The organism is Rhizobium sp. AG855 (assembly GCF_003610655.1).
In the GTDB taxonomy this organism is placed as follows: Bacteria; Pseudomonadota; Alphaproteobacteria; order Rhizobiales; family Rhizobiaceae; genus Allorhizobium; species Allorhizobium wuzhouense.
The window spans coordinates 284,814-310,606 of sequence record NZ_RAQG01000004.1; the positions used below are offsets into that span (position 1 = coordinate 284,814).

The 25,793-nt window shown below is 61.0% G+C and carries 21 protein-coding genes; 11 read left to right on the forward strand and 10 right to left on the reverse strand.

What is annotated here, in order from left to right; genetic code table 11:
- Window positions 1-3 precede the first annotated feature (3 nt).
- The 3 genes from DFO46_RS18180 to DFO46_RS18190 form a co-directional block, all read right to left on the reverse strand.
- Window positions 4-8,499, reverse strand: coding sequence for a glucoamylase family protein (locus DFO46_RS18180; RefSeq protein WP_120278467.1), 8,496 nt, complete (start codon window positions 8,497-8,499; stop codon window positions 4-6).
- A 286-nt stretch (window positions 8,500-8,785) separates the two neighbouring features.
- The gene (locus DFO46_RS18185; RefSeq protein ID WP_110791219.1) at window positions 8,786-9,958 is read right to left on the reverse strand and encodes a pyridoxal phosphate-dependent aminotransferase; all 1,173 of its coding nucleotides are present in this window, start codon (window positions 9,956-9,958) and stop codon (window positions 8,786-8,788) included.
- A gap of 13 nt (window positions 9,959-9,971) precedes the next feature.
- Window positions 9,972-10,616, reverse strand: coding sequence for a TetR family transcriptional regulator C-terminal domain-containing protein (locus DFO46_RS18190; RefSeq protein WP_120278468.1), 645 nt, complete (start codon window positions 10,614-10,616; stop codon window positions 9,972-9,974).
- A gap of 145 nt (window positions 10,617-10,761) precedes the next feature.
- Between DFO46_RS18190 and DFO46_RS18195 the strand changes: the two genes are divergently transcribed.
- Window positions 10,762-11,925, forward strand: coding sequence for a M20 aminoacylase family protein (locus tag DFO46_RS18195; protein ID WP_245422640.1), 1,164 nt, complete (start codon window positions 10,762-10,764; stop codon window positions 11,923-11,925).
- A 7-nt stretch (window positions 11,926-11,932) separates the two neighbouring features.
- Here DFO46_RS18195 and DFO46_RS18200 read toward each other — a convergent pair whose 3' ends face one another.
- A complete protein-coding gene (locus DFO46_RS18200; protein WP_110791456.1) occupies window positions 11,933-12,796 on the reverse strand; it encodes a DMT family transporter in 864 nt (287 codons plus the stop codon).
- Window positions 12,797-13,011: 215 nt separating this feature from the next.
- Here DFO46_RS18200 and DFO46_RS18205 point away from each other — a divergent pair, with 215 nt between their 5' ends.
- From DFO46_RS18205 to DFO46_RS18220, 4 genes are all read left to right on the forward strand, one after another.
- Window positions 13,012-14,202 (forward strand): MFS transporter, encoded by a 1,191-nt coding sequence (locus tag DFO46_RS18205; protein WP_120278469.1) that lies wholly within the window; start codon window positions 13,012-13,014, stop codon window positions 14,200-14,202.
- A gap of 104 nt (window positions 14,203-14,306) precedes the next feature.
- Window positions 14,307-14,894 (forward strand): TetR/AcrR family transcriptional regulator, encoded by a 588-nt coding sequence (locus DFO46_RS18210; protein WP_183041951.1) that lies wholly within the window; start codon window positions 14,307-14,309, stop codon window positions 14,892-14,894.
- 108 nt (window positions 14,895-15,002) lie between these two features.
- Entirely contained in the window at window positions 15,003-16,253 is a 1,251-nt protein-coding gene (gene ispG / locus DFO46_RS18215; protein ID WP_183041963.1) for a flavodoxin-dependent (E)-4-hydroxy-3-methylbut-2-enyl-diphosphate synthase, read from the forward strand.
- Window positions 16,254-16,329: 76 nt separating this feature from the next.
- On the forward strand, window positions 16,330-16,995 hold the full coding sequence (locus tag DFO46_RS18220) for an OmpA family protein (protein WP_120278471.1): 666 nt from the start codon (window positions 16,330-16,332) through the stop codon (window positions 16,993-16,995).
- 61 nt (window positions 16,996-17,056) lie between these two features.
- On the opposite strand, the gene DFO46_RS18225 is transcribed toward DFO46_RS18220, so the two are convergent.
- Genes DFO46_RS18225 through DFO46_RS18235 form a run of 3 tightly spaced genes read right to left on the reverse strand, consistent with a single transcriptional unit; the run spans window position 17,057 to window position 19,720 of the window.
- Complete coding sequence (locus DFO46_RS18225) at window positions 17,057-17,689, reverse strand: LysE family translocator (RefSeq protein WP_120278472.1); 633 nt, start codon at window positions 17,687-17,689, stop codon at window positions 17,057-17,059.
- Window positions 17,690-17,748: 59 nt separating this feature from the next.
- Entirely contained in the window at window positions 17,749-18,804 is a 1,056-nt protein-coding gene (hisC, locus tag DFO46_RS18230; RefSeq protein ID WP_120278473.1) for a histidinol-phosphate transaminase, read from the reverse strand.
- Between the two features lies 1 nt (window position 18,805).
- Window positions 18,806-19,720, reverse strand: coding sequence for a polyprenyl synthetase family protein (locus tag DFO46_RS18235; protein WP_120278474.1), 915 nt, complete (start codon window positions 19,718-19,720; stop codon window positions 18,806-18,808).
- 162 nt (window positions 19,721-19,882) lie between these two features.
- Here DFO46_RS18235 and mtgA point away from each other — a divergent pair, with 162 nt between their 5' ends.
- From mtgA to DFO46_RS18255, 4 genes are all read left to right on the forward strand, one after another.
- Entirely contained in the window at window positions 19,883-20,602 is a 720-nt protein-coding gene (gene mtgA / locus DFO46_RS18240; RefSeq protein ID WP_245422641.1) for a monofunctional biosynthetic peptidoglycan transglycosylase, read from the forward strand.
- Between the two features lie 71 nt (window positions 20,603-20,673).
- The gene (locus DFO46_RS18245; protein WP_120278476.1) at window positions 20,674-21,321 is read left to right on the forward strand and encodes a glutathione S-transferase family protein; all 648 of its coding nucleotides are present in this window, start codon (window positions 20,674-20,676) and stop codon (window positions 21,319-21,321) included.
- Window positions 21,322-21,478: 157 nt separating this feature from the next.
- Window positions 21,479-21,664: a 50S ribosomal protein L32 gene (rpmF, locus tag DFO46_RS18250; protein ID WP_016556742.1), complete on the forward strand. Its 186-nt coding sequence runs from the start codon at window positions 21,479-21,481 to the stop codon at window positions 21,662-21,664.
- A 135-nt stretch (window positions 21,665-21,799) separates the two neighbouring features.
- Window positions 21,800-22,195 carry a hypothetical protein gene (locus DFO46_RS18255; RefSeq protein ID WP_120278477.1) on the forward strand — a complete coding sequence of 132 codons (396 nt, stop codon included), beginning with the start codon at window positions 21,800-21,802 and terminating at the stop codon, window positions 22,193-22,195.
- A gap of 46 nt (window positions 22,196-22,241) precedes the next feature.
- On the opposite strand, the gene phaR is transcribed toward DFO46_RS18255, so the two are convergent.
- Window positions 22,242-22,820 (reverse strand): polyhydroxyalkanoate synthesis repressor PhaR, encoded by a 579-nt coding sequence (gene phaR / locus DFO46_RS18260; RefSeq protein WP_110791207.1) that lies wholly within the window; start codon window positions 22,818-22,820, stop codon window positions 22,242-22,244.
- A 227-nt stretch (window positions 22,821-23,047) separates the two neighbouring features.
- Between phaR and DFO46_RS18265 the strand changes: the two genes are divergently transcribed.
- Complete coding sequence (locus DFO46_RS18265; RefSeq protein WP_120278478.1) at window positions 23,048-24,229, forward strand: acetyl-CoA C-acetyltransferase; 1,182 nt, start codon at window positions 23,048-23,050, stop codon at window positions 24,227-24,229.
- Between the two features lie 153 nt (window positions 24,230-24,382).
- Window positions 24,383-25,108: a beta-ketoacyl-ACP reductase gene (locus DFO46_RS18270; protein ID WP_120278479.1), complete on the forward strand. Its 726-nt coding sequence runs from the start codon at window positions 24,383-24,385 to the stop codon at window positions 25,106-25,108.
- Window positions 25,109-25,353: 245 nt separating this feature from the next.
- Here DFO46_RS18270 and DFO46_RS18275 read toward each other — a convergent pair whose 3' ends face one another.
- Together DFO46_RS18275 and DFO46_RS18280 are read right to left on the reverse strand one after the other, a co-directional pair.
- The gene (locus tag DFO46_RS18275) at window positions 25,354-25,608 is read right to left on the reverse strand and encodes a glycine zipper domain-containing protein (RefSeq protein WP_110791204.1); all 255 of its coding nucleotides are present in this window, start codon (window positions 25,606-25,608) and stop codon (window positions 25,354-25,356) included.
- A 24-nt stretch (window positions 25,609-25,632) separates the two neighbouring features.
- Window positions 25,633-25,785, reverse strand: coding sequence for a DUF3309 family protein (locus DFO46_RS18280; RefSeq protein WP_110791203.1), 153 nt, complete (start codon window positions 25,783-25,785; stop codon window positions 25,633-25,635).
- Window positions 25,786-25,793 lie beyond the last annotated feature (8 nt).

The window sequence follows — 25,793 nt, forward strand, 5'->3', positions numbered from 1 at the left end:
GCTTTACGTCGTCTTGGGACGGCGCGTGGCTTTCTTTGGCTTTGCAGGCGTCGCGGCAACCGTTTCCGTCGGCTGTGGTTCACCGTCGATTGTGATATCGTAGCCACTCGCCGTCCGCTTGACGTCGATCTCCACCTGACGGCCATCGAAGGAGACCGTCGACTTGTAGCCCTGCCAATGGTCCGGCAGGGCGGGATCAACATGGATGGCACCGGCCTTGCGGGTGACGCCGAGGATGCCTTCGACCGCAAAGCGGTAAAGCCAACCGGCAGATCCCGTATACCAGGTCCAACCGCCACGCCCGGCATAACCCTCGCCGCCGTAGATGTCTGCGGCCACGACATAGGGCTCGACCCGGTAGCGCTCGGCTGCGTCAGCATCTAGCGCGTGGTTGATCGGATTGAGCATCGTGAAGACGCGCCAGGCGTCCGCAATGCGGCCCGCCTTCAGCAGTGACAGGCCGAGCCAGATGGCCGCATGGGTGTACTGGCCACCGTTTTCACGTACGGCCGGCGGGTACGCGCCGATGTATCCCGGATCGAGCGTCGATTTCTCGAAGGGCGGTGTGAACAAGCGAACGATATCGTGTTTCTCATCCACAAGGCGTGACACGGCTTCATCCAGGGCTTTCGCCGTATGCTCCTGATCGCCGAGACCCGAGAGTACACTCCAGGACTGGGCCAGAGAATCAATCTGGCACTGGAGTGATTCATTCGAGCCAAGCGGTGCGCCGTTGTCGAAATAGCCGCGCCGATAATGCGTGCCGTCCCAGCCCACCGTTTCGAGCGCCGCCTTCAGCGTATCGACATGGGCGGCCCAGCGCTGGCGGCGTTCCTTGTCGCGGCGCTTGTCGGCATAGGGCAGGAAGTTGGTGAGCGTGCTGGCGAGGAACCAGCCGAGCCAGACGCTTTCGCCCTTTCCTTCGATGCCAACCCGGTTCATGCCGTCATTCCAGTCGCCGCCGAGGATCAGCGGCAGATCATGCTCACCGGTGCGTTCGACAGCGAGGTCGAGCGCTTTGGCTGCATGTTCGTAAAGGCTGACCTTGGTTTCGGAGGTGCCGGGCTGGAAGAAGGAATCGTGCTGTCCGGCTTCGAGGGCGGCACCCTCGATGAAGGCGAGTTCCTCATCGAGAATGGTCTCGTCGCCGGTCGCCGCGACATACTGGTCGATGGCATAGGCCAACCACACCACGTCGTCGGAGATCATGGTGCGGACGCCGGCGCCGGTGCGCGGCAGCCACCAATGCTGCACATCGCCTTCCGGGAATTGCCGGGAGGCGGCGTTGAGGATCTGCCGGCGCGCAAGCTTTGGATCCGTCAGCAGGAACGCAAGCGTATCCTGCAGCTGATCGCGGAAGCCATAGGCGCCGCTTGCCTGATAGAAGCCGGCACGGGCGAAGATACGGCAGGCGAGTGCCTGGTAGGGCAGCCAGCCGTTGACCAGGTGATCGAAGGCCTTGTCTCCCGTCTGGACCGAGACCTGGCCTGCAACGCCCTTCCAGAAGGTGCTGTTCTCCTCAAGCACGGTCTTGAACCCGGTTGTGCGGACCTGCTTGATGAGGTCGATCGCCCCCTCCATAGTGTCGGTCTCACCGAGGAAGAAGGTCAGTTCGCGCGACTGGCCAGGTGCCAGTTCGATGTCGAAAGCGAGCGCAGCACACGGGTCGCTCTCGCTGTCGACCACGTCGGACAGTTTCGACAGGCGGGCAACCGCCTGTGGCAGCTTGATCGAACCGTTTCTGCCGATGAACTCACGGCGGCTGGTTGTGTAGCCGATGGGTTGATCAGGGCCAGCGAGGAAGGCGAAGCGGCCCGGATAGTTGATCTCGTAAGGGTTTGAGGCCAGCAGCGCCCCGGTCTCTGGGTCGTAGGACGACAGAACAAAGGGCGCCGTTCGGGCTGCATTGTTGCCGAGGACCCATTCTGCATAGCCGTAGACCCGGAAGGTTCTTGCGGCATCGCTGGCGTTCTTCACCCGGACTTTGGCCAGCTTGACCGGCCGATTGCGATCTACCGTCTGGGTCATCTCGATTTCGAGATCATCATGAGTGCTGGCGAATGTCGAATAACCCAGGCCATGGCGGGTTTCGAACTGTGCCGCCGGATCGGCATTCAGTGCGCTGACAGTCGCATAGGAACGGCCAGTCCCAAGATCGGTGACATAGAAGGCTTCGCCGGGGCGATTGACGACCGGGTCATTCGTCCAGGGTGTCAGCTGGTAGTCACGCGAATTCTGGCTCCAGGTGAAGGCTGCACCCTCGGCCGAAACGTGAAAACCGAACTGCTCGTTGGTGATTACGTTGATCCAGGGCTGCGGTGTCGCGGCTGTTCCGGACAGGCGGACGATATATTCGCCGCCATCCCTGGAGAAGCCTCCCGTACCGTTCCAGAAGTCGAGATTGCTGCCGTCAATCGCGGCTGCTTCCGATACCGGTGCCGACAAGGTGGGCGGCAGACCTGCCCAGTCGCCGTCGCTGTCGGCGGCGCGCGGTGCCGCGAACAGCGAGACGGCGCGGTTGATCTGGTCGACGATCTTGCCATTGCGGGTGTGCAGCACGACGCGGGCGGCTGCGAGCAATGCAAGTGTCGCGCCTTCGTCCATCAGGTCATCGCGGACAGTGAAGACATGCGGACGGCCTGGCGGCAGACGGTGCTTCAGGTTCTCGGCCAGATGGTCGAGCGCGTGCTGCATATCCTGCGCATAGGAGGTGGCGCGCTCGTTGATGATCGCGAGATCCGCGACCACGCCGCGACGGCGCAGATATTCAAGCGCGCTCATCGCTTCGCGGGCGATGTCCATGTCCATGTCGTCGTTGATGCGCAGGGCAAAGATCGGGTGGTCGCCCGAGATCGCCATTGGCCAGAGCGCCGACTGCGACCTGAGGCCCTTGCGGACCGTCTCCGGATCAGCTCGCAGATGGGTGTCCGGATAGACCAGATAACGGCCGAGATGCTGGAAGGCGGCAGCCTGCTGCGAGGTGATGCCAATGTGGCGCAGCTCGACCTGGGTGCGGGTCCAGGCATGGATCAGCTCATGGCTGAAGGCGTCCGGGTGGCGATAACGTTCGATCGCCTTGTCGATCTCTTCGCGGTTCGGAGCTGCCATTGTCCAGAAGATGACGGAGACCTTCTTGCCCGCCGGTACACGCACGACGCGGCGCAGGCTGAGGATCGGATCGAGGGTGAAGCCTTCGGTTCCGGATAGGGTAGAGCCCGGATCGAAGGCAGCCGCTTCGCCGAGTGTCCGACCACGGCCGAGGAAGCGGCGACGGTCCGTCTCGAATTCGGTCGGGCGGCCCTGACCGGCGCTGTCGACCACGAGGTGGGCGACGCACATATCCGGATCGCCCGGGCTGCGCTTGTTGCGCTCGGCGCGGATGACATCGCGTCGACGGCCGAATTCGGTCTTGACGAACATGCGCGAGAACAGGGGATGGGCGCTGTCTGTGTCGTCATAGGCCAGCACCGGCTCAAGATAGGAGGTCACTTCGATGAAGCGGTCCTCGGTTCCGGTGTTGAGGATGGTCAGGCGGCGCCCTTCTGCATCATGTTCAGTGCCGACGATGCATTCCAGGGTGGTTGCGATGTCGCCGACGGTCTTGAAGAACTCGGCCTTGTCGTCACCGAAGATGACCTTGCTCTTCTCGTCCTCGGCACGGCGCGGGGCAGCCGTTGCCGACCACCACTGATTGCTCGCCATATCACGCAGGAAGAGGAAAGTACCCCAACGATCTTCCGTCGGATCGGGTTTCCAGCGGGAGACCGACTGGCCGTTCCAGCGGGAGAAACCGGAACCCGTTGCCGTCAGCATGACCGAGTAATGGCCGTTCGACAGGAAGACGAGTTCGCGGTCCTTTGTGGCAGGATCGTTGATCGTGCGGATTTCGGCGCGCAGCAGGTCTGCCTGGCCCTTGCCCGGCGTCTGCGGCTCGTATTTCGCGCTCATCACGGGGATTTCGCGCGGGGCCTTTTCCTGCAGCAGCAGTTCGGCAGCCTCAATCACCGGATCGGCATGGAAGAGGGCGCGCAGGCGTCCGTTGAAGGCGACGTTGGCGATGGCCGCGATCGACATGCCATGGTGGTGGGCATAGTAGTTGTAGACGACCGCACATTTCTTGCCGTCGGGCAGACGGGTTGGCGTGAAGTCGACGGCATCGTGGAAGCCGTAGGCACCGAGCGCGCCGAGCTTGCGCAGCCGCTGCAGATTTTCCAGCGAAGCTTCCGGATAATACTGGCTGGCCAGAATCGAGGCATAGGGCGCGATGACGGCGTTCTGGCCGAGACCACGCTTGAGGCCGAGCGTCGGGACACCGAAGTTGGTGTACTGGTAGTTCATATCATGGTCGCGGGCGTTGAACGCCGCTTCCGAGATGCCCCAGGGGATGTTCAGGCGACGGCCGTGATTCATCTGCTCGACGACCACAAGATTGTTGGTCTGGTTCAGCACGCCACCCTGACGCTCCTGCATGACGAGCGGCGGCATCAGATATTCGAACATCGAACCCGACCAGGAGATCAGGGCGGCGCGGGCGCCGATCGGCACGACCTGACGGCCGAGGCGATACCAGTGTTCGGTCGGCAGATCACCCTTTGCAATTGCAAAGAGGCTGGTCAGGCGGCATTCGGATGCCAGAAGGTCATAGCAGGCTTCATCGAGTTCCCGGCCGTCGACGCGGTAGCCGATGGACAGCAGGCGCCGTTCGGGCCGGAAGAGGAAGGTGAAGTCCATCGAGAATGCGATGCCGCGAGCCTTCTCGGAAAGCTGGCTGAGGCGCTGGCGCAGTGGATCGATGTTCGACAGGTCGAAACTGGTGTCGGCGATATGGGCTTCGCAGACCGAGACCAGCGACTCCGTCCACCGGACAACTTCGGCGCTCTGGTCCGAGCGCAATTCGTGATGCAGGTTGGCGGCAAGCTTCTGCACGTCGCGCGCCAGCACCGCGAGATTGATGATGCGGATGGAGGCAAATTCGTGCTCGCGCTTGACGGCAGCCAGCGCAGTGTTGAAGCCGATGATGCGCTCTTCCAGGCGACGACGCAGAGGGCGAACGGTCTTGCGGTCGTCGGGCAGCTTTTCCAGGACTTCGAACAGAATGCCGCCGACATCGCCAATGCCGTCGATATTGCCTTGCAGATGCGCAGACGGGGCTTCTGCCCATTCGCGGCAGGCGGATGCGATTGCGATCAGATGACCGGCGAGGTTACCGCTGTCGACTGCCGATATGTAACGCGGGCCCAGCGGCTTCAGGGTGTCCGTATAATACCAGTTGTAGAGATGGCCACGATACTTCTCCATCCGGTCGATGGTGGAAATCGTCTGCTCCATGCGCTCGATGGTCTGCTCGAAGCTCAGCCAGCCGAAGTGGCGGGCGGATACAACGGAGAGCAGGTACACGCCGATATTGGTCGGCGAAGTGCGGTGGGCGACCAGAGGTTCCGGCGTTTCCTGGAAGTTGTCCGGCGGAAGGTAGTTGTCGCCGGCGGTGGTGAAGGTTTCAAAATAGCGCCAGGTCCGCCGCGCGATTTTGCGCAGTTCGGCAGAGACGTGGTCCGGGACTTCAAGGCTGTCTTCGGTTTCCGCCGACTGGCTGACATACCAGGCGACCATGGGAGACAGGACCCAGAGAAGCGCGAAGGGCAGGCCGATCAGATAGCCGTAACCGCCTGGCAAGGCAGCAACCCCGACCGAAAGGATGGCGAGGATCGGCGCATGGCGCATGCTCTGGTAATAGGACGCGATCGAGCCCTGAGCGGCCGACTGGACGCTGGCCGCCGTGCGCCACTCGAGCAGGAGCTTGCGGCTGACCAACATGCGGTACAGCGAACGTGCGATCGCATCGGCCATCATGCAGGCATTGTCGGCAATAAAGACGATGCGCAGCGCAACCTGTGCATTGATCGAGCGCACTTCCGACCAGAGGGTCTGGAAATGGGCCGCCGGCACGATGTCGGTCTGGCGCGGAATGATACCGGAAAGGAGCGAGAGCGTCGGGGCAACGAAGAGGCTGAAGATCAACAGCAATTGCCAGATCGTGGCGCCCACCGGCTCCATGGTGGCCCAGCCGAGAACGGACGCCATGAACCATGCGATCGGAGTCAGCGAGCGACGCAGGTTGTCGATCATCTTCCAGCGACCGAGCGCGGTGATGCCGCGGCTGGGATCGCCGATATAGGGCAACAGCTGCCAGTCGCCGCGTGCCCAGCGATGCTGGCGCGAGCTTTCCACTTCGTAACGGGTCGGGAAGTCTTCGACCAGTTCGACATCGGTCACGAGCGCGCAGCGCGCAAACGAGCCTTCCAGCAGGTCATGGCTGAGCACGGAGTTCTCGTCGATGCGGCCCTTGATGGCGGTCTCGAAGGCGTCGACGTCGTACAGACCCTTACCCGTGAAGGTGCCTTCGTCCGTGATGTCCTGATAGACGTCGGAAACGGTGAAGACGTAAGGATCAAGCCCGCGGTTCATCGAGAAGATGCGCTGGAAGACGGAGGCGTCCTTGCCAGTGGTCAGCGACGGTGTGACACGCGGCTGAAGAACGCCATAACCGCTGACGACGCGCCCACTTTTGGGATCGATGACCGGGCGGTTGATCGGATGATGCATCTTGCCGACTAGCTTGGTCACGGCATCGCGCATCAGCCGGGTGTCTGCGTCCAGCGTCATGACGTAGCGGACATTTTCCGGCACCATGTTGGCGCCCGGCAGGTAGGATGTGTCGCGGTCACCCCGCAGTAGGAGGTTCAGCTCGTGCAGCTTGCCGCGCTTGCGCTCCCAACCCATCCAGCAGCCTTCGGCCGGATTGTGGAGGCGGCGGCGATGCAGGAGATAAAAACGCGTCTTGCCGTCCTGGTTATAGCGGCTGTTCAGCTGTGCGACTTCGCGTTTCGCATAGTCGAGAACTTCGAGGTCGGCAGGCGTCTCTTCGACCTGACTGTCCTTCCAGTCACTCAGCAGGGCGAAATAGATCTCGCCGTGCGGGTTGGTCAGGTGGTGCACTTCGACATTGCGGATCAGTTCGTCAACGTCGTCACGCTTGGAAATCATGCAGGGGACGACGACCAGCGTGCGGGCTTCTTCCGGAATACCCTGCTTGAACTCGTAGCCGGTCAGCCGCGTCGGCTTCATGAAGAAGGTGATCAGGGTGTTGAACAGCCCCGTTGCTCCTTCGGATACGGGCAGCGAAACCATGACCAGCAACACGAAGATCAGGGGCGTCGAGACCCCAGCCTGACCGAGGAAGTGTCCGATGATTGCCAGTGCCGCGATGGTCAGGCCAATTACCGGAGCTGCAATCGAAAGCCAGTTCAGAGACCTGATGGCGGAGGTCAGAATGCGGGAGACGGGCACGCGGTAACCGATGGCCGCCTCAAGCTCCTCCCGATGCGAACCGACGAGATAGTTTCCGACGTCGAGCTTGCCATCTGGCCCAGCGCTTGCCGTTGCCAGGTCGATGGCGGTCTGGGCAATCTCGATTTCGCTGAGGTCAGACCGGCGGGCCAGCTTTTCGATGGTGTTGCGATAGGCATTGCGCGAACCGAAATCGAGCTCGCGGTAGTCCGTGTGCTGACCAAGGATGTGGTCGACCTGGCTGACCTCTTCCACCCAGACCGACCATTCCTTGTCGTCGATCTCGCGCAAGCCGCGCACGATGTTGCCCATCGTGACATTGCCGGAGGACAAGCGATTGTGCTCGGCGTCCATCGCCTCTTGTGCGGTCCGCCCTGCAGCTTCCAGCCGGCCTTCGAGCCATTCGACGGCAAAACTCGTATTCTGCGAACCGTTGCGCAGACGATAAAGGAATTGGGTGGCGAAGGTATTGTCGTCCGCCAGTGGCTCGATCTGGCGCAGATAGGCGGCGGCCGCGACCGGGTCGTTGAGGCGGATGATTTCGTCGGCGACCTCGTTTGCCTTGCCGCGCATGCGGCGTGAGCGATCTACGCGCGTCGAAATGCGCCGAAGGTTTTCAACCAGTACGAAACGCACGATCGAGGGGAGCGCCCAAAGCTCGCCGATCTCCAGCGTCTGGTGTCGTTGATAACCGTCGACCAGCGCCGTCATGCTTTCTTGGCTGACGGTGGAATGGGTGTGGGCAACATAGAGCCAGGCCATGGCCATGGTGCGCGGGATCTCGCGCGAACCGACCTTCATCGTGGGCAGTTGCCGGTAGAACTTCTTCGGGAAGTCCCGGCGGACCTCCTGAATGGCCTCTTCGATGACGTAGTGGTTGTCCAGCAACCACTCGGCCGCCGGCGTGATGGTGGCGCCGGCCTCGACATCAGCGGCTGTGGCTCTGTAGACGCGCAGGATTTCCCGCTCGTTCTCCTTGTGGCGGGCGAAGAAATCGAAGTCGATCAACCCCGGTAGTTCGTCAGCGCCGTTCAGCGCGAGCGAAGCCGCGCTCTCCTGCAATTCCTCGATGGTGAAATAGGCAGATCTGATGGAATCGTTGTGATCGATCTGCTTGGTTTCGAGGTCGCGCGATGGGACATGCAGCGTCATGAAGGATTGAATCTCGGTTCAAATGTGGTTGATGGATCGCTCAGGCAGACCGCAGTCGTCGGAACAGTTCACGAAGCCGGGCTTTTGGATGACAATCGAGGCAGAAAAACGCCGCAATGCGTCTGAGACCTTTGGCGGTTGAACTCTATCGACTGGCTTCGGGTTCCCGGACGTTGAATTGGCGTTTTTATGCCTTATTTCAAGCGGGTGGCCAAGCCCCCCGCTTCAGGCTCGATGTCACCGCATAAAGGACGGCCTCCCCCATCCAAGCGCGCCGTGAACTAACTCAGGCAGCCAGTCTTTCCGCCAAGCATAGCATTCTTCGTGCCGCTTCCTCCAGGCTTGTTTCCGGAACGGTCAAGGAGATGCGAACGAGGTTCCGGGCGCCTTCGCCAAAGGATGATCCCGGCATCACCGAGACCTTTTCCTCCTGCAGGAGGCGCGTGGCGAAGTCGTGGCCGGTCAGGCCTGTGCCCGACACATCAAGCACGATGAACATGCCGCCTTCGGGGCGATGCGGTCGAAGTGCAGGACTGCCTGAGAGGCGATCTACCATCAGGTTGGCCCGGGATTGGTAGTTGGCACGCATGGTCGCCGACGTCCCGATGGGCTGGGTCAGAGCCATGGCCGTCATGTCGGCGATAAACGGCTGGACGCCGAACAGCATAGTTTCGGACACGGGTAGCAGGTGGTCGAAGAACTCTGCAGGGCCTGCTGCCCAGCCACTTCGGAAACCCGGAGCGGCGTGTGATTTCGAGATCGAGGAGACGACAATGGTACGGTCAGCCAGAGCCGGGTTGTCGAACGGCGAGGCGAAACGGTCATCAAAGGTCAGTTCTTCATAGACCTCGTCACACACGATCCACAGGTCGTGGCGGCGGCAGACTTCGCCGATTGCCGCAATTTCCGCTGCCGACAGAACAGCGCCGGTCGGATTGTGGGGTGTGTTGAGAAGAAGCGCACGGCTTCTCGGCGTGATCGCCGCCTCAAGGTCGGCAGCGTCAAGATGGAACCCATTTTCGGCCCGAAGGGGTACCGGGACAAGGCATCCGCCTGTCGCGGCTGCGACGCCCTCATAGGTCGCATAAGAAGGGTCGGCGGCCAACACCTCATCTCCGGCGTCGAGCAGTCCCATCATGACGACGAAGAGAGCGCTCTGTGTCCCAGGAAAGCACAGGATGTTGCGCGCCGTGATGCCTTCCCTGCGCTTTCCATATTTGCTGACCAGCGCATCCACGACCGACGGTTCGCCACGGCCGTTTGAATATCGCGTGCGGCCGGCATTCATGGCACGGGCGCATTCAGCCAGAAGTGCCGGATCCGGCGGCATGTCCGGTTCGCCGATGGTCAACTCAATGACGGGAATGCCTGACGCTGCCATGCGACGGCCTTCGATATGCAATGCCCATTTGCCCGAGCCCAATCCGGCCAGGCGTTTCGTCACGGCGGCGTATTTCATCAAAATTTCCGTTTCAGTTCATGCCCACAGCAGGTCTCAAGGCAATCCCGCCCAAAAGTGCCTCGACGGCGTCGAGCGCGATCTGTGGCAGGCGGTCTTCGTCGAAGAGATCGCTTGCGAGGGAATTTTCGAGCCAGAGGCCGTCGATCAAGCCGTTGATGGCGATCGCCAGATGCCGGCATTCCGATGGCGTAGGTTGGCGGCCATGGCCGGAGAGGAGCGAAGCGACGAGATTTTCGAGGATCTCCAGGAAAAGCATGTAATTTTCGCGGTGGATCCGTGCCAGTTCCTCGTCCGACCGCACTCTCCCGATGAAGGCGGCCCAGAGAGAAAGTGCCTTGGGATCGGCGATCGGCGGGCTCACATTGGCGACGATGAAGCGGTGAAGGCGGTGATGTGCGTCCTCACCGGCATCGGCCATCGCATCGACCGCCGTCCTGGTCATGGTTGCCAGCATTTCCCGGTAGGCTGCCTGGACCATCTGGTCCTTGCCGGTGAAGTAGTGACGGATCAGCCCGCCGGTGACGCCGGCCCTTGCCGCGATATCGCGGACGGTCGCGCCTTCCAGTCCGTGCTCGGAGATGCTGTCCAGCGTGGCGGTAATCAGATCCTGGCGACGTTCGGCCTCTCCAGCCCGCTGGAATGTGCGTCGTGTCATCGGCATCTCCCAACAGTTCGCAATGAGGACAAGCGGGCCGGTCTTGGCCTTATGCCTTTTTATACGGTTGAACAACAAGGTCGCAAGTGCGAAAGTCGGCGCCGTCCATTGAAGGTAGAGAACGTCCGATACGAGGAAGTATTTTATGTCGATCCAGTTTCCCAATGTCATGGCGGACGTGCTGGCGACGCGCCGCCACCTGCACCAGTTTCCCGAGATCGGATTGTCGGAATTCAAGACGTCGGACTATGTCGCCGACCGGCTGCAGGCACTCGGCTATGCGGTGACGCGTGGACTTGCCGGAACGGGGGTGGTCGCCACCTTGCGCCATGGCGACAGTCCGCGCAGCATCGGCATTCGCGCGGACTTCGATGCTCTTCCCATCTTGGAGGAAACAGGGTTGGACTATGCCAGCAAAGTGCCGGGCGTCATGCATGCCTGCGGCCATGACGGGCATACCGCCATGCTGCTTGGCGCGGCGCAGATCCTGGCGGAACGGCGAAATTTCGATGGTACCATCCATCTGATCTTCCAGCCGGCTGAGGAGAATTTCGGTGGCGCAAGACTGATGATCGAGGACGGATTGTTTGAAAAGTTTCCGTGCGATGCGGTTTTTGCCCTGCACAACGATCCTGATATCGCCTTCGGCCATATCGCCGTGCGGGAGGGGCCAATCATGGCGGCGATCGACGAATGCAAGATCACTGTCAATGGGCGTGGCGGACATGGTGCAGAGCCGCAGTCGACGGCCGATCCAATCGTCTGCGGCGCTTCCATCATCATGGCTCTTCAGACCATCGTGTCGCGCAACATCCACCCTCTGGACCCGTCAGTGATTACTGTCGGCGGCTTCCATGCAGGGGCCGCCAGCAATGTCATTCCCGAACGGGCCGAGATGGTCCTTTCCATCCGGTCCTTTGATGCCAAGGTCCGAGACCAGCTGGAACAGCGGATCCGGGCCGTGGCTGAAGGGCAGGCGGCCAGCTACGGCATGGGTGTCACGATCGACTACCAGCGCGGCTACAATGCGACGATCAACCACAAAGCCGAGACCGATTTCGTCCGCGACCTTGCGGTCAGTTTTGCGGGTGCCGACAAGGTCTTCGACCTGCCCCGCCCGATGATGGGCAGCGAGGATTTCGCCTATATGCTCACGGAGCGTCCGGGCAGCTACTTCTTCCTCGGGACCAAACGCACGGAGAGCGACCCGCCGCTGCACCACCCGCGCTACGACTTCAACGATGATGTGCTGCCGATCGGCACGACCTTCTGGGTCGAGCTGGCCGAGCGCTATCTGCAGGCGTCTTGAGGTCTGCTCAGGCGGAGGCCCGCCGCCTTTCGGCGAAGAGGATGATGACGCCGGCAGTTGCGATCAACACGGCCCCAGCAATCACGTTCGGGCCGGGAATATCACCCCAGATCGCGTAACCCAGTGCAAAGGCCCAGATCAGCGCCGTATACTCGAACGGTGCGATGATCGAGATCGGCGCGCGTCGCATGCTCTCGAAATAGGCGAGTTGCCCCAGTCCTCCGATGAGCCCGACGGCGATCAAAAGGATCTGCGCGCCGCCCGCTGGCATGGTCCAGGTGCTGAGCGCCACCGGAGCCGTAAGCGCCAGGAAGAAGACGTTGGTCATTGCCATCTGCACCATGCTGCTGGCGTCCTGCGACGTCCGCCGCAACAGGATGGTGGCAATCGCCCAGCAACAGGCTGCGAGGATGGCCAAGTAGACCGGCCAGCCGTCCGCCATGCCGGTCGGATCGCTCGCCACGATCACGCCGACGAAGCCGGTGATCACGGCGGCCCAACTCGCGAACGAGACATGTTCGCCCAGCATCGGGATCGACAGGACAACTGCCACGATCGGTGCTGCGAAGTAAAGCGTCGTGAGGTCTGCGAGCGGCAGGAACTTGGCCGCATGGAAATAGCAGAGCCAGGCTGCGAGGAGAAACAGACTGCGGACCATCATCGGCCGCCTGACCGGGGAGGCGATGGTCTCGCGCACCAGACCGCGACCGCCCATGAACAGGCAGCCGATCAGGATCGCAATGCTGCGGCAGAACAGGATTTGCCAGACGGTCGTGGTTTCCACCAGCAGCTTGATCATGGCGTCATGCATAGCAAACAGGAAATAAGCCAGGCTGGACAGGAGGATGCCGGCGCCAATGGTCGTCTTCACGAGGTCATGACTTTCAACGAAGGAATGATCGCTGCGGCAGGCAACCGACGCAGGCGTGGCGCCATCTGTCGCGGCAATCCGCGGCTGTGTCAATCTGCCCGCGCGGCATCAGCGATCATCATGGGCGGAAACAAAATGTTATGCGCGGAAGGCGGATGAATGATTGTCGTCTAAATCGATTTAAGTAGAGTTCCGCCGGTTGCATGGAGGACGAGATGAACGACACACTATCGATGAAGGCATCGGCCGGGCCGGCTCCCATCGTTACCCGGGAGAGGGCAGCTGTGGCACTGCTGTTTTTCCTCAACGGCATGGTCATGGGTGCGTGGGCGCCAAAGATCCCGTTCTTCTCGCAGGCGCTGGGCCTCACTGAATCGATGCTGGGCATCATGCTGTTCGTCTTCGGTGTGGGTTCGCTGGTGATGATGCCGGTTGCTGGAATGCAGATTGCCCGGCTCGGGTCGAGCCGCGTCGTGCAGATCACAACGCTCCTCTACATTCCGACGATCGTGTTGCTGACCCTGGTGGACAGCATCTGGACCGGCGTCATTGCGATCTTCCTCTTCGGCGGGCTGACCGGGGCGATGGATGTCGCGATGAATGCCAATGCGGTCGAGGTCGAGCGGCAGATGCGGCGTTCGATCATGTCGTCCTGTCATGCATTCTGGAGCTTGGGTGGACTGTTCGGGGCTGCCACTGGCGGAGCGTTGATCGCGATGCTCGGCGTCCTGGGCCATGTCCTTCTGTTGGCAGCCATCTGTGTGGTGCTTTTCCTCGTGGCACGCCCGATGATCCTTGTCGACGCGCCGCATCCCAGCGACGAACCGGCACGGGCAAGGCTGCCGCTGACGCCGCTTCCCTGGTTGATCGGTCTCATTGCATTGTTCTGCATGGTTCCGGAAGGAACGGTTCTCGACTGGAGCGCCCTCTATCTGCGCAACGAACTCAATGCATCGACAGAATTTTCCGGCTTCGCCTTTGCCGCGTTTTCTCTGACGATGGCGACGTGCCGCTTTGCGGGTGACTTCGTGCGCGATCGGTTCGGCGGGGTCAAAACGCTGCGGGTATGTGGGGTGCTGGCGACGCTGGGTCTGCTGATTGCCGGCCGCTCGGACAGTGTCACGCTTGCCCTGATTGGGTTTGCCATTGCCGGCATCGGCATTTCCAACATGGTGCCCATCGCCTTTTCGGCGGCAGGCAACATCCCAGGACTGGCGCCAGGAGTCGGCCTCTCGGTCGTCACCACCATGGGTTATTCAGGTATCCTCTTTGCGCCATCGCTGATCGGTTTCGTCGCGGAGCATACGACGCTGTCCACTGTTTACACTGCTATCCCCGCCCTGTTGCTGGTGGTGCTCGCCCTGTCCCATCTCGCCCGATATGCCGACAGGGTCGCGGAAACCTGATCCTCGGTCGTTTCGAGGTGAGGGCCGTCGCAGGGCTTGGCGACTGAATCAGTGCCTCAAAAAGGGCGGTTGACGAGATGACGAAAATCGTCAATGTGTCAAGAATGTCAGAGATCAGTGTAGGCGAGCGGCGGGCGCTCATTCTCCAGGCGGCGTATGGAACCTTCGTCAGCTATGGGTTCAAGCGAACGACCATGGACGATATCGCCCAGGTCGTCGGCCTGTCGAGGCCGGCGCTCTACATCCATTTTCGCAACAAGCCCGACATCTTCCGGGCTTTGATGCGATCGATGATGGAGGAGGCGCTTCTGAAGGTCAGATCCAGCCTCGAACAGGATCTGCCGCTCGAAGATCGGCTTTTCCTCGCCTTAAGTGAAGGTATCGTCGCCCCGCAACGCCAGATCCTGGCGACGGCGCATGGCGCTGAACTGTTCGACACCAGCCACGAGTTCGGGGCGGACCTCTTTCTCGACTGGATGAAGGCAGTCGAGGAGGAAATCGCGCGGGAGCTCAGCCGGTCCGAAGCGGCGCGGGTCATCACATTTCCGTCAGGCCTGTCGTCCGAGATCGTCGCGTCTCTTTTGATCGACGCGGTGGAGGGCATGAAATGCCGCCGTCAGGATATCGAAGAGTTGGATGACACCATCCCGCACCTTCTGAAACTGGTTCTTGGCGCCATCCAGCCGCGCTGATCATCCGCCATCGTGGCCGGCGGGATCGGTTGACAAGCGGCGTGCTTTGATCCACCTCCAGAGCATCATTCGAAGGTGCGTAGAGATACAGCCATGTTCGCAGGAACCATACCGTCCGCCGATGCCTATGACCCGAAGCCACGACGATCCTCCGTCGCCGTCGATGTCGGCGGGGTGATCATCGGAGGCGGCGCACCTGTCGTCGTCCAATCGATGACGAATACCGATACCGCTGATATTGATTCAACCGTCGCGCAGGTGGCAGCTCTGTTCAAGGCTGGCTCCGAAGTGGTTCGCATCACGGTCGATCGCGACGAGAGTGCAGCAGCAGTGCCGAAGATCCGCGAGCGTCTTTTGCGGCTGGGCATGGACGTGCCGCTGATCGGCGACTTCCACTATATCGGCCACCGGCTGCTGGCCGATCATCCTGCCTGCGCCGAAGCCTTGGCCAAATACCGGATCAATCCGGGCAATGTCGGCTTCAAGGACAAGAAGGACAAGCAGTTTGCGGAGATCGTCGAAATGGCGATCCGTTACGACAAACCGGTACGCATTGGCGTCAACTGGGGCTCGCTGGATCAGGAGCTGCTGACCCGGCTGATGGATGCCAATGCCGAAAACGGTTCACCGCTGTCGGCACGCCAGGTCACGCGTGAGGCGATCGTGCAGTCGGCACTGCTGTCGGCGGAACTTGCCGAGGAAATCGGCCTGCCGCGCAACCGCATCATCCTGTCGGCCAAGGTCAGCCAGGTGCAGGACCTGATCGCCGTTTACCAGATGCTGGCCGATCGTTCCGATCACGCGCTGCATCTGGGGCTGACGGAAGCCGGCATGGGCACAAAGGGCATCGTCGCTTCGTCGGCTGCCATGGGCTACGTCCTGCAGCATGGGATCGGCGACACGGTCCGTGTGTCCCTGACGCCGGAACCGAACGGGGATCGTACCCGTGAAGTTCAGGTGGCGCAGGAGCTGCTGCAGGTCATGGGCTTCCGGCAGTTCGTGCCGGTGGTTGCGGCATGTCCCGGATGTGGCCGCACGACATCGACCGTTTTCCAGGAACTTGCCCAGAAGATCCAGGATGACCTGCGCAAGAACATGCCGGTCTGGCGGGAAAAATATCCGGGCGTTGAAGGACTGAACGTCGCGGTCATGGGCTGCATCGTCAACGGTCCGGGCGAAAGCAAACATGCCGATATCGGCATCTCGCTCCCGGGAACTGGCGAAAATCCGGCAGCGCCTGTCTTTATCGACGGTGAGAAGGCGATGACGCTGCGTGGCCCGAACATTGCCGGCGATTTCGAAGCCTTGGTCGCCGACTATATCGAGAAACGGTATGGGCGCCGCTCGGCGGCAGAATGAGGCTGCACGGCAACTTTTTGTTGCCGTAATTTCACTGTTCAGGAATCATCAGCCTGTTCTTGGAGGGACATCGAGCATGATCAAGAAGATTGCCATCGTCGCGCTGTGCGCGACCTATCTGAGTGCCTGCACGACGACGGATCCCTATACGGGCCAGCAGAAGGTTTCGAATACGGCCGGTGGTGCAGCACTTGGTGCGGCCGTCGGTGCTCTGGGTGGCCTGGCGGTGGGCGGCTCGCCCGTCGGCCGGCGCAATGCCGCATTGATAGGTGCCGGTATCGGAGCGCTCGCGGGTGGTGCCATCGGCAATTATATGGACCAGCAGGAAGCCGAACTGCGCGCCCAGCTTGAGGGCACGGGTATCTCTGTTACGCGCGTCGGCGACCGCATCATCCTGAACATGCCGTCCAACATCACCTTCGCCACGGACCAGGATGCGGTGATGCCGCAGTTCTACCCGACCCTGAATTCCGTCGCGATCGTGCTGCGCAAGTTCGACAAGACGCTGATCGACATCAATGGCCATACCGACTCGACCGGCAGTCTCGCTCACAATCAGGCTCTGTCGGAGCGTCGCGCCATGTCGGTCGCTGGCTACCTCAATGGCCAGGGCATCGACCCGCGTCGCGTCTCCTCGCTTGGCTTCGGTCCGAGCCAGCCGATCGCGTCCAATGCGACGGCCGACGGCCGGGCTCAGAACCGCCGCGTCGAGATCCAGATCTCGCCGCTTAAAGAGGGTTGATCTGTCCGCATCCGTCAAGACTTCACGAAAGGCGCCGCCACGAGCGGCGCCTTTTCTCGTTTCAGCGCTGCAAAAGTAGCCTGGCCCCTGCCGCCGCAAACAGGACGGCGAGTGTACCGTCAATATAGCGACGCGCGGAGCGATATGCTTTGAGCGCGCCGGGCAACGAGAGCAGCCAGGCATAACCCATGAAAACCGTGAAGCCGGTCATCAGGCATCCGGCCACGATCACGGCAACCGTCACGCCAGTGGCACCAACCGGCAAACCGAGCGACAGGATCGCAAGCCAGGCGAAGATCGCCTTCGGGTTCGTCAAGTGGATGGCGTAGCCGCGCACGAAGGTGTGCCCATAGCTTGCCCCGACCACACCTTTGGCCAGGGGATCTGTTGCACTCGCCGCCGAGCGGAAGGCGCGCCAGGCAAGGTACAGCAGATACAGACCGCCGACGATCCGCATGACCGTGAGCGCATGGGCGTAGTGGGTCAAGACGGTGGCGAGACCCGCAGAGGCGGCCAGAGCCCAGGTCATGGAGCCGGAAAAGACGCCAGCTGCCATGGCAAAGCCGTGGCGCCGTCCCTGGCCAAGAGAGGTGGAGGCGATGGCCATCGTGGCCGGACCGGGGCTGAGTACGGCGACGAGATAGACCAGATAGGCGCTGAAAACCTGCGGCAGGTTTTCCAGGATGGCTTGCATGGGACGCTCCGGCAAAAGGAAAGGTATGAACCTTATCCTCGGCGCATCCCGTGCACACGTCAGATGATTTGATCGATCGCAGTCAAAAACTGATGGCATTCCTCTGTGGTGCCGATGGTCACCCGGAGGAAGTCGGAGATGCGCGGTTTGCCAAAATGCCGGACAAGCACTGCGCGCTCGCGCAGACCCCGTGCCAGATCGGCGCCCTGGTGCGCGGGATGGCGGGCAAAGACGAAGTTCGCCGAGGATGGCAATACTTCGAAACCCCGTGCCTGAAGTTCCGCCGTCACCATGTCGCGGTTTGCGATGATCTGGTTGCGGGTCTGCTCGAACCAGGACTTGTCTTCGACTGCAGCGGTGGCGGCGGCCTGGGCGAGTGTGTCGAGCGGATAGGAATTGAAGCTGTCCTTTATCCGTTCCAGCGCTTCGATCAGCGGACGTTGGCCGAGTGCGAAGCCGACGCGAAGGCCCGCCAGCGAGCGCGATTTGGAGAAAGTGTGCACGACCAGCAGGTTCTCATAACGGGGAATGAGGCTTGCTGCCGTCTCGCCGCCGAAGTCGACATAGGCTTCGTCGATGACCACCACCTGATCCGGGTGGGCGGCGACGAGGGCCTCGATCTCCGAGAGAGGCAGTGCAATGCCTGTCGGGGCGTTCGGGTTGGCGATGATGACGGCGCCGCAAGGACGGTCGTAGTCACCGATGCGGATACGCATGCCTTCGTCGACCGGCACCTCCTCGACGGTGATTTCGAAGAGCCGGGCGTAGGTCTTGTAGAAGCTGTAGGTGATATCGGGATAGAGCAGCGGCTTGTTGTGCTTCAGCAGCGCTGCGAAGGTGAAGGCGAGAACCTCGTCCGAGCCATTGCCGACAAAGACCTGCTCCGCATCAAGGCCAAAGTTTACAGCAAGGGTCTCACGCAGGCGCGAGGACGATGGGTCCGGGTAGAGCCGAAGACGGTCTCCCGAAGCGGCGGCAATTGCCTCCAGCACGTGCGGTGAAGGGCCGAACGGGTTTTCATTGGTGTTGAGCTTCACCAGGCCCGGGATCTTCGGCTGTTCGCCAGCCACATAGGGCTCAAGCTCATGGACGGCGGTCGACCAGAAACGGCTCATGTCAATTCTTCCTGTATGCGATGAAACGGGCTGCTTCGGTCAGTGCGGTCGCTGCCTCTCCATAGGTGGCGAGTTCCTCGCTGGCAGCATCCACCAGGCGCTTGAGTTCGGCCTCAGCCCAGGCTTGACCCTTGAGCGCAACGAGCGTGCCCTTACCTTTGGCCGCATCCTTGCCGGTTGCCTTGCCCATGGTGGCGGCGTCCGCCGTCAGATCCAGCAGGTCGTCTGCCAACTGGAAGGCGCGACCAATCACTTCGCCGAAACGGCGCAGCTTTGCCCGGTCCTCGGCGCTGCGGCCCGAGATGATGGCGCCGGCCTCACAGGCAAAGCGCAGGAGGGCGCCAGTCTTCATCGACTGGAGCAGCACGATGCCGGCTTCGTCGGGCGCTTGTGTTTCGGCTGCCAGATCCAGTGCCTGACCGCCGGCCATGCCGCCAATGCCGGCTGCGCGGGCGAGTTCCAGGATCAGGGCCGCCTTTGCGCTATCCGGCAACGGTGTTTCGGGGGCCGCGATAATGTCGAAAGCATAGGTAAGCAGGCCGTCGCCGGCGAGAATTGCGGTCGCGTAGTCATAGGCGATGTGCACGGTCGGCTTGCCGCGCCGCAGGTCGTCGTCGTCCATGGCCGGGAGGTCGTCATGCACAAGCGAATAGCTGTGCAGGCATTCGAGCGCACAGCCGACCTGCAGGGCCGCTTCCTCATCGCCGCCGAACAGGCGGGTTGCTTCAAGCACGAGATAGGGCCGCAGGCGCTTGCCACCGTTCAATGCGCCGTAATGCATCGCTTCGATCAGTCTCTGCGGACGTGCGATTTCGCCAGCGCGGGGCCGCGCATCAAGGAGCAGGCCCAGGCGCGCTTCCACCGATGCTGCATGGCGCGCAAGATTCTGCTCGAAGGAGGTCGAAGACGGGCTCATGGGGGCTATTTCGCACGGGACCCCTGGAGTGGCAACGGGAAATTCCGTCACAGGCCTGGGAGTTTGACCCTCGTCTACTGGTCAATCGCCGAGAGGATGCGTATGACAGGCGAGCCCCCGAGATGAGTGGATCGATCTTCTTTGACAGCGGACGTGCAGACCTTGGAGCAGGAGAAAGAGGAAGCCCCGGTTGAGGAAGGCCAGGAGCGCTCGAAACTATGGCGTCGTATCGCCATCGGTGTCGTCGCCTTTGTCTTTGCGCCTTATGTCCTCATCCTGCTTTACCGCTTGGATTTCATCCATCCGGTATCCACCCTCATGCTTGCCGATCTCGTGACATTGCAGGGGTATGATCGCCGCTGGGTCGATTTCGAGGACATCTCTCCCAATGTGGTGCGGGCTGTGATGATGTCCGAAGACGGACAGTTCTGCAGCCATGATGGTGTGGATTGGGGCCAGTTGAAGGGTGTCGTTGACGATGCGATCGCCGGCGAGGCGACCCGTGGTGCCAGCACGATCCCGATGCAGACGGCGAAGAATCTCTTTCTCTGGAACAGTCGTTCCTTCATCCGCAAGGGGCTTGAACTGCCCCTGGCGCTTGCCGCCGATGCCGTCTGGCCGAAGGAAAGGACGATGGAGATCTATCTCAATATCGCCGAGTGGGGTCCCGGCATCTACGGCATCGAGGCTGCGGCCCGATATCACTTCAAGACATCTGCGGCGAAGCTCAGCGCTCGTCAGGCGGCGCTGCTTGCCGTCGCGCTCCCCAATCCGATTGATCGCGTTGCCAGCAAACCGGGCAAAGGCATGCAGCGTCTCGCGAATGTCGTTGACCGGAGGGCGAAGCGCTCGGGCGAATACATCACCTGCCTGTATGAGTGAGATCAGCAAGTCTCGTTGGTCGTTCGGCGGCAATACGTCTAACGTATCCGTGACCTGAACCGGAGGCGCCGATGTCCGACCTGACCCTCTACATTGCCAACAAGAACTATTCGTCGTGGTCCTTCCGGCCCTGGATCGCGTTGACCGCGGCGGGGATCCCTTTCCGTGAAGTGCTGATCCCGTTCGGTCCCGGTGCGACGAACCCGCAGTTTCGCGAATTGTCGCCCACAGGGCGGGTACCGGTCCTGCACCATGGCGGGATCAGAGTTTGGGAATCGCTCGCCATCATCGAATATGTCGCCGAACTCTTCCCCGATGCAGGGCTTTGGCCGAACGATCCAGAATTCCGCAGCATGGCAAGGTCGGTGTCGATGGAGATGCTGTCGGGTTTCCATGCGCTGAGAGGCGCCTGCCCGATGAACATGCGCCGGCCCGTGCGGGCCATCGAACTGCCGGTCGGGGTCGAAGCCAATGTACGGCGGATCGAGGCGATCTGGCGCGACATGCGGCAGATGTCCGGCGGCCCCTTCCTGTTTGGCCCGTTCAGTGCCGCCGATGCGATGTTCGCGCCGGTGGTCAATCGGTTTTCAGCCTATGATCTCGTCAGCGATCAGGATACATTGGACTATATGGCGGCCATCAAGGCCCATCCCGCCTGGATGGCATGGGAGACGGCTGCACTCGCCGAAAGCTGGATCGTGCCCGAGGACGAAGCCTGAGGCGTAGTTCAGAAGGGCTCGAAAAAATCAAGCCGGGGACTGGTCAAAGCCCTCGCGGACATGTATAAGCCCGCCAAAATCCGAGTTCGCGACAGGTTCTGTCCGGCCTCATCGAGGCCGCTAAACCTGTTTTGCACCGTCACGTGGAGTAACGAAAATGGCTGTACCGAAGAGAAAAACAAGCCCGTCGAAGCGCGGTATGCGCCGTTCTGCGGACGCCCTGAAGGCCGCGACCTATGTCGAGGACAAGAATTCCGGCGAACTGCGTCGCCCGCATCATATCGATCTGAAGACCGGTATGTATCGCGGCCGTCAGGTTCTGACGCCGAAGGAAAGCGCATAATTTCTGCGCCACTTCCTGATTGTTAAAGGCCGGCCATTGCGCCGGCCTTTACTTTTTTAGTCAAGGCATTGTTAACTCATGCTGGAGTGGGCTGCCCGACAGGGCAGGGGAGCTCCTGGTTAGGAAGGATGCCTGATGTTTATCGCAATACCCCTGATGATCGTGCCGTTCGTCTTTTACAATGCCGTCATGCTGGGGAGTGGCCTGCCGTCTTTTGCCGCGACACTGGTGACAGTGCCCATGCTGTCGGGCGCCATCTGGACAATGACACTCAGTGATGTGCTGGTGCTGACCGCGCTGGTCGCGCTGTTCTTCGAAGTCTTGAAGGCGACGATGAGCAATCGCGGTTCACTTATCAATCACATGCTGTCGATGCTGGTTTTCGTGGTTTTCCTCGTCGAGTTCCTATTGGTCCGCGACGCCGCCACCCAGCTGTTCTTCACGCTGATGGTGATCGCCTTCATCGACGTCGTCGCAGGGTTCACCATATCCAATCGCGCGGCGGGCCGCGACGTATCGATCGGGCTCTGATCTCTCCGCGAATTGAAAAGGCCCCGGAGAGGGGCCTTGAACAAAATCAGAGATTGTCGAGCTTGCTTTGAAGCGAGCGCAGTTGCTCCTTCAACTCATCGATATCTTTGGCCTCCGCCTTGCGGGTCTCCTTGGCTGGCTGCTGGCCGCCAAGGAAGGGTGAGAACATCTGCATGGCCTGCTGGAACATCTCAGTGTTGCGCTTGACCTGCTCTTCCATCAACTGGATCGGCATCTGCAGGTTCTTCGACAGCGGGTGATCGCCGAAGGCCTTGGTCATCTGTTCGCGCATCTGGGTCTGCTGCTCGGTGAAGGCTTTCATCGAGTGTTCGAGAAAGCTCGGGACCACCATCTGCATCTGATCGCCGTAATAGCTGATCAACTGGCGCAGGAAGGAGATCGGAAGCAATGTATTGCCCGTCTTCGACTCCTGTTCGAAGATGATCTGGGTCAGGACCGAGTGGGTGATATCTTCGCCGGACTTGGCGTCCTGGACGATGAAATCCTCGCCCTTCTTGACCATCTTGGCCAAGTCCTCAAGCGTCACGTATGTGCTCGTGCCGGTGTTGTAGAGGCGTCGATTGGCGTATTTCTTGATCACGATTTCGCCATCGGCTTTGGCCATTGCTGTCTCCTAACCCGTCGTTTTTCGGTTATTTTTGCTCTTCCCGGGGACGAATGTAAGCGCAAATGAAGGCCGGTGACAATCTCTTTGTGCAATGCACGAAACCGATTTGACGAAAGACAGGATCCTGCAACCAAAGAACGATCCGGCCGGGTTTATCCCGTTTGACACCGGCTGCAGTCTTTGACAGTTTCTTTCGAAACACAAACATTTCGGAGGAGACGTCCATGACCAGTCCGTCCATCGTCATCGCCAGCGCAGCCAGAACCCCAGTTGGCTCGTTTAACGGTGCGTTGTCCTCGGTTGCCGCGCATGATCTCGGCGCGGTTGCCATCAAGGCCGTGCTGGAGAGAGCGGGCGTCGAGGCTGGCGAAGTCGATGAAGTGATCCTCGGGCAGATCCTGACGGCAGGCCAGGGTCAGAACCCGGCGCGTCAGGCTGCGATGAAGGCCGGCATTCCGCAGGAAGCGACGGCCTGGGGCCTCAATCAGCTCTGCGGTTCCGGCCTGCGCGCCGTTGCCATCGGCATGCAGCAGATCGCCATGGGCGATGCCAGGATCATTGTCGCCGGTGGCCAGGAATCCATGTCGCTTGCGCCGCATTGTGCGCATCTGCGCAACGGCACCAAGATGGGTGACCTGAAGATGGTCGACACCATGATCAAGGACGGCCTGACGGATGCCTTCTACGGTTATCACATGGGTACGACGGCCGAAAACGTCGCGCGCCAGTGGCAGCTGACCCGCGATGAGCAGGATGCCTTTGCTGTTTCATCGCAGAACAAGGCTGAGGCCGCGCAGGTCGCCGGTCGGTTCAAGGACGAGATCGTGCCGGTCATCGTACCGGGCCGCAAGGGCGACGTCACCGTCGATCAGGACGAATATATCCGTCTGGGTGCAACGCTCGAAAGCATGCAGAAACTCAAGCCGGCCTTCGACAAGGAGGGCACTGTTACTGCCGGGAATGCTTCCGGTATCAATGACGGTGCCGCCGCCGCCTTGCTGATGAGCGAAGCAGAGGCCACACGTCGCGGTCTCACGCCGCTCGTTCGTATCGCTTCCTGGGCAACCGCCGGCGTCGATCCCAAGATCATGGGCACCGGGCCGATCCCGGCATCGCGCAAGGCACTCGAAAAGGCTGGCTGGAAGATTTCCGATCTCGACCTCGTCGAAGCGAATGAAGCCTTCGCCGCCCAGGCCTGTGCGGTCAACAAGGATCTGGGCTGGGATACCTCGATCGTCAACGTCAATGGCGGCGCCATTGCCATCGGTCATCCGGTCGGTGCTTCCGGTGCACGCATCCTCAATACGCTGGTGTTCGAGATGAAGCGCCGTGGCGCCAAGAAGGGACTTGCGACCCTCTGCATCGGCGGCGGCATGGGTGTCGCCATGTGCCTTGAGGCCTTCTGATCTGGGCAGCCTTGATGGCATCGGCTCAACATTGACACATCACCAATCTCTGTCCCGGTCTGCAGCCGGGATGGCTAAGCCATGCCGTTGCGACGGGAACCGTAACGGTTGATTCAGACGGGAAACCCTTACAGAAAAAACGGGGAGGACAGCATGAGCAGAGTGGCTTTGGTGACCGGGGGGACGCGTGGCATCGGCGCGGCAATCTCAATCGCTTTGAAGAATGCCGGCTACAAGGTGGCCGCCAACTTCGCGGGCAATGAGGAGAAGGCGAAGGCTTTCGAGGCAGAGACCGGCATACCGGTGTTCAAGTGGGACGTGTCCAGCTATCAGGCCTGCGTCGACGGGATCGCTGCTGTCGAGGCTGCGCTGGGTCCGGTCGAAGTGCTGGTCAACAATGCCGGCATCACGCGCGACGCCATGTTCCACAAGATGACGCCGGATCAGTGGAACGAGGTCATCAACACCAACCTTACCGGCCTCTTCAACATGACCCATCCGGTCTGGACCGGCATGCGTGACCGCAGCTTCGGCCGCGTGATCAATATTTCGTCGATCAATGGCCAGAAGGGCCAGATGGGCCAGGCGAATTATTCCGCCGCAAAGGCGGGCGACCTCGGTTTCACCAAGTCGCTCGCTCAGGAGGGGGCTGCGAAGGGCATTACAGTCAACGCCATCTGCCCCGGCTATATCGGTACAGAGATGGTTCGCGCGATCCCGGAAAAGGTCTTGAACGAGCGTATCATCCCGCAAATCCCGGTCGGTCGTCTCGGCGAACCGGAAGAAATCGCCCGCTGCGTGGTCTTCCTTGCGTCCGATGATGCCGGCTTCATTACGGGATCGACCATCTCGGCCAATGGCGGTCAGTTCTTCGTCTGATCGACCGTGTCTTTCGCGAAACCGTTAAGATTGGGGTCGAACGGATTGCGCCCGAAGTCTTAATATCCACTGCGTCCTATGGTTAACCAACTGTAATTCCACAGGATATAGTGGTGAACGAAACAGGAAAATCCCTGTGTCTGCGATTCGTCGCCGATTCGTTCCGGCTTTGATCGAGACGTTAACAGTCTCATGAAAAAGGCCGCCGAACCAAGGTTCGGCGGCCTTTTTCATGGATCGATCCGTTAGCGGCAACGCGCTTCGTAAGTGCGGCCGTAGCGGTCACGGTAGACGCAGTAGCCGGAGCGTTCCTGCGAGTTGCCAATCAGGGCGCCAGCGACACCGCCGACTGCCGCGCCAACGGCTGCGCCGCGGACGTTGCCGGTAGCAACGCCACCGATGATGGCGCCGGAAGCGGCGCCGATGCCTGCGCCACGCTCAGTCTGCGTGCAAGACGCCAGCGGTGCGATCAATGCGATTGCCAAAATGATCTTCTTCATCGTCCTATCCCTTTTTTACTCGCGTTAAATCCGACCCATCAACATCAGGATGATGAGAATGAGCAGCACCAGTCCAAGACCGCCCGACGGGCCGTAGCCCCAGCTCCGGCTATGCCCCCAGGTCGGCAGCGCGCCGACAAGCAGCAGAATTAGAATGACGATGAGAATTGTACTCATGTGGGGCC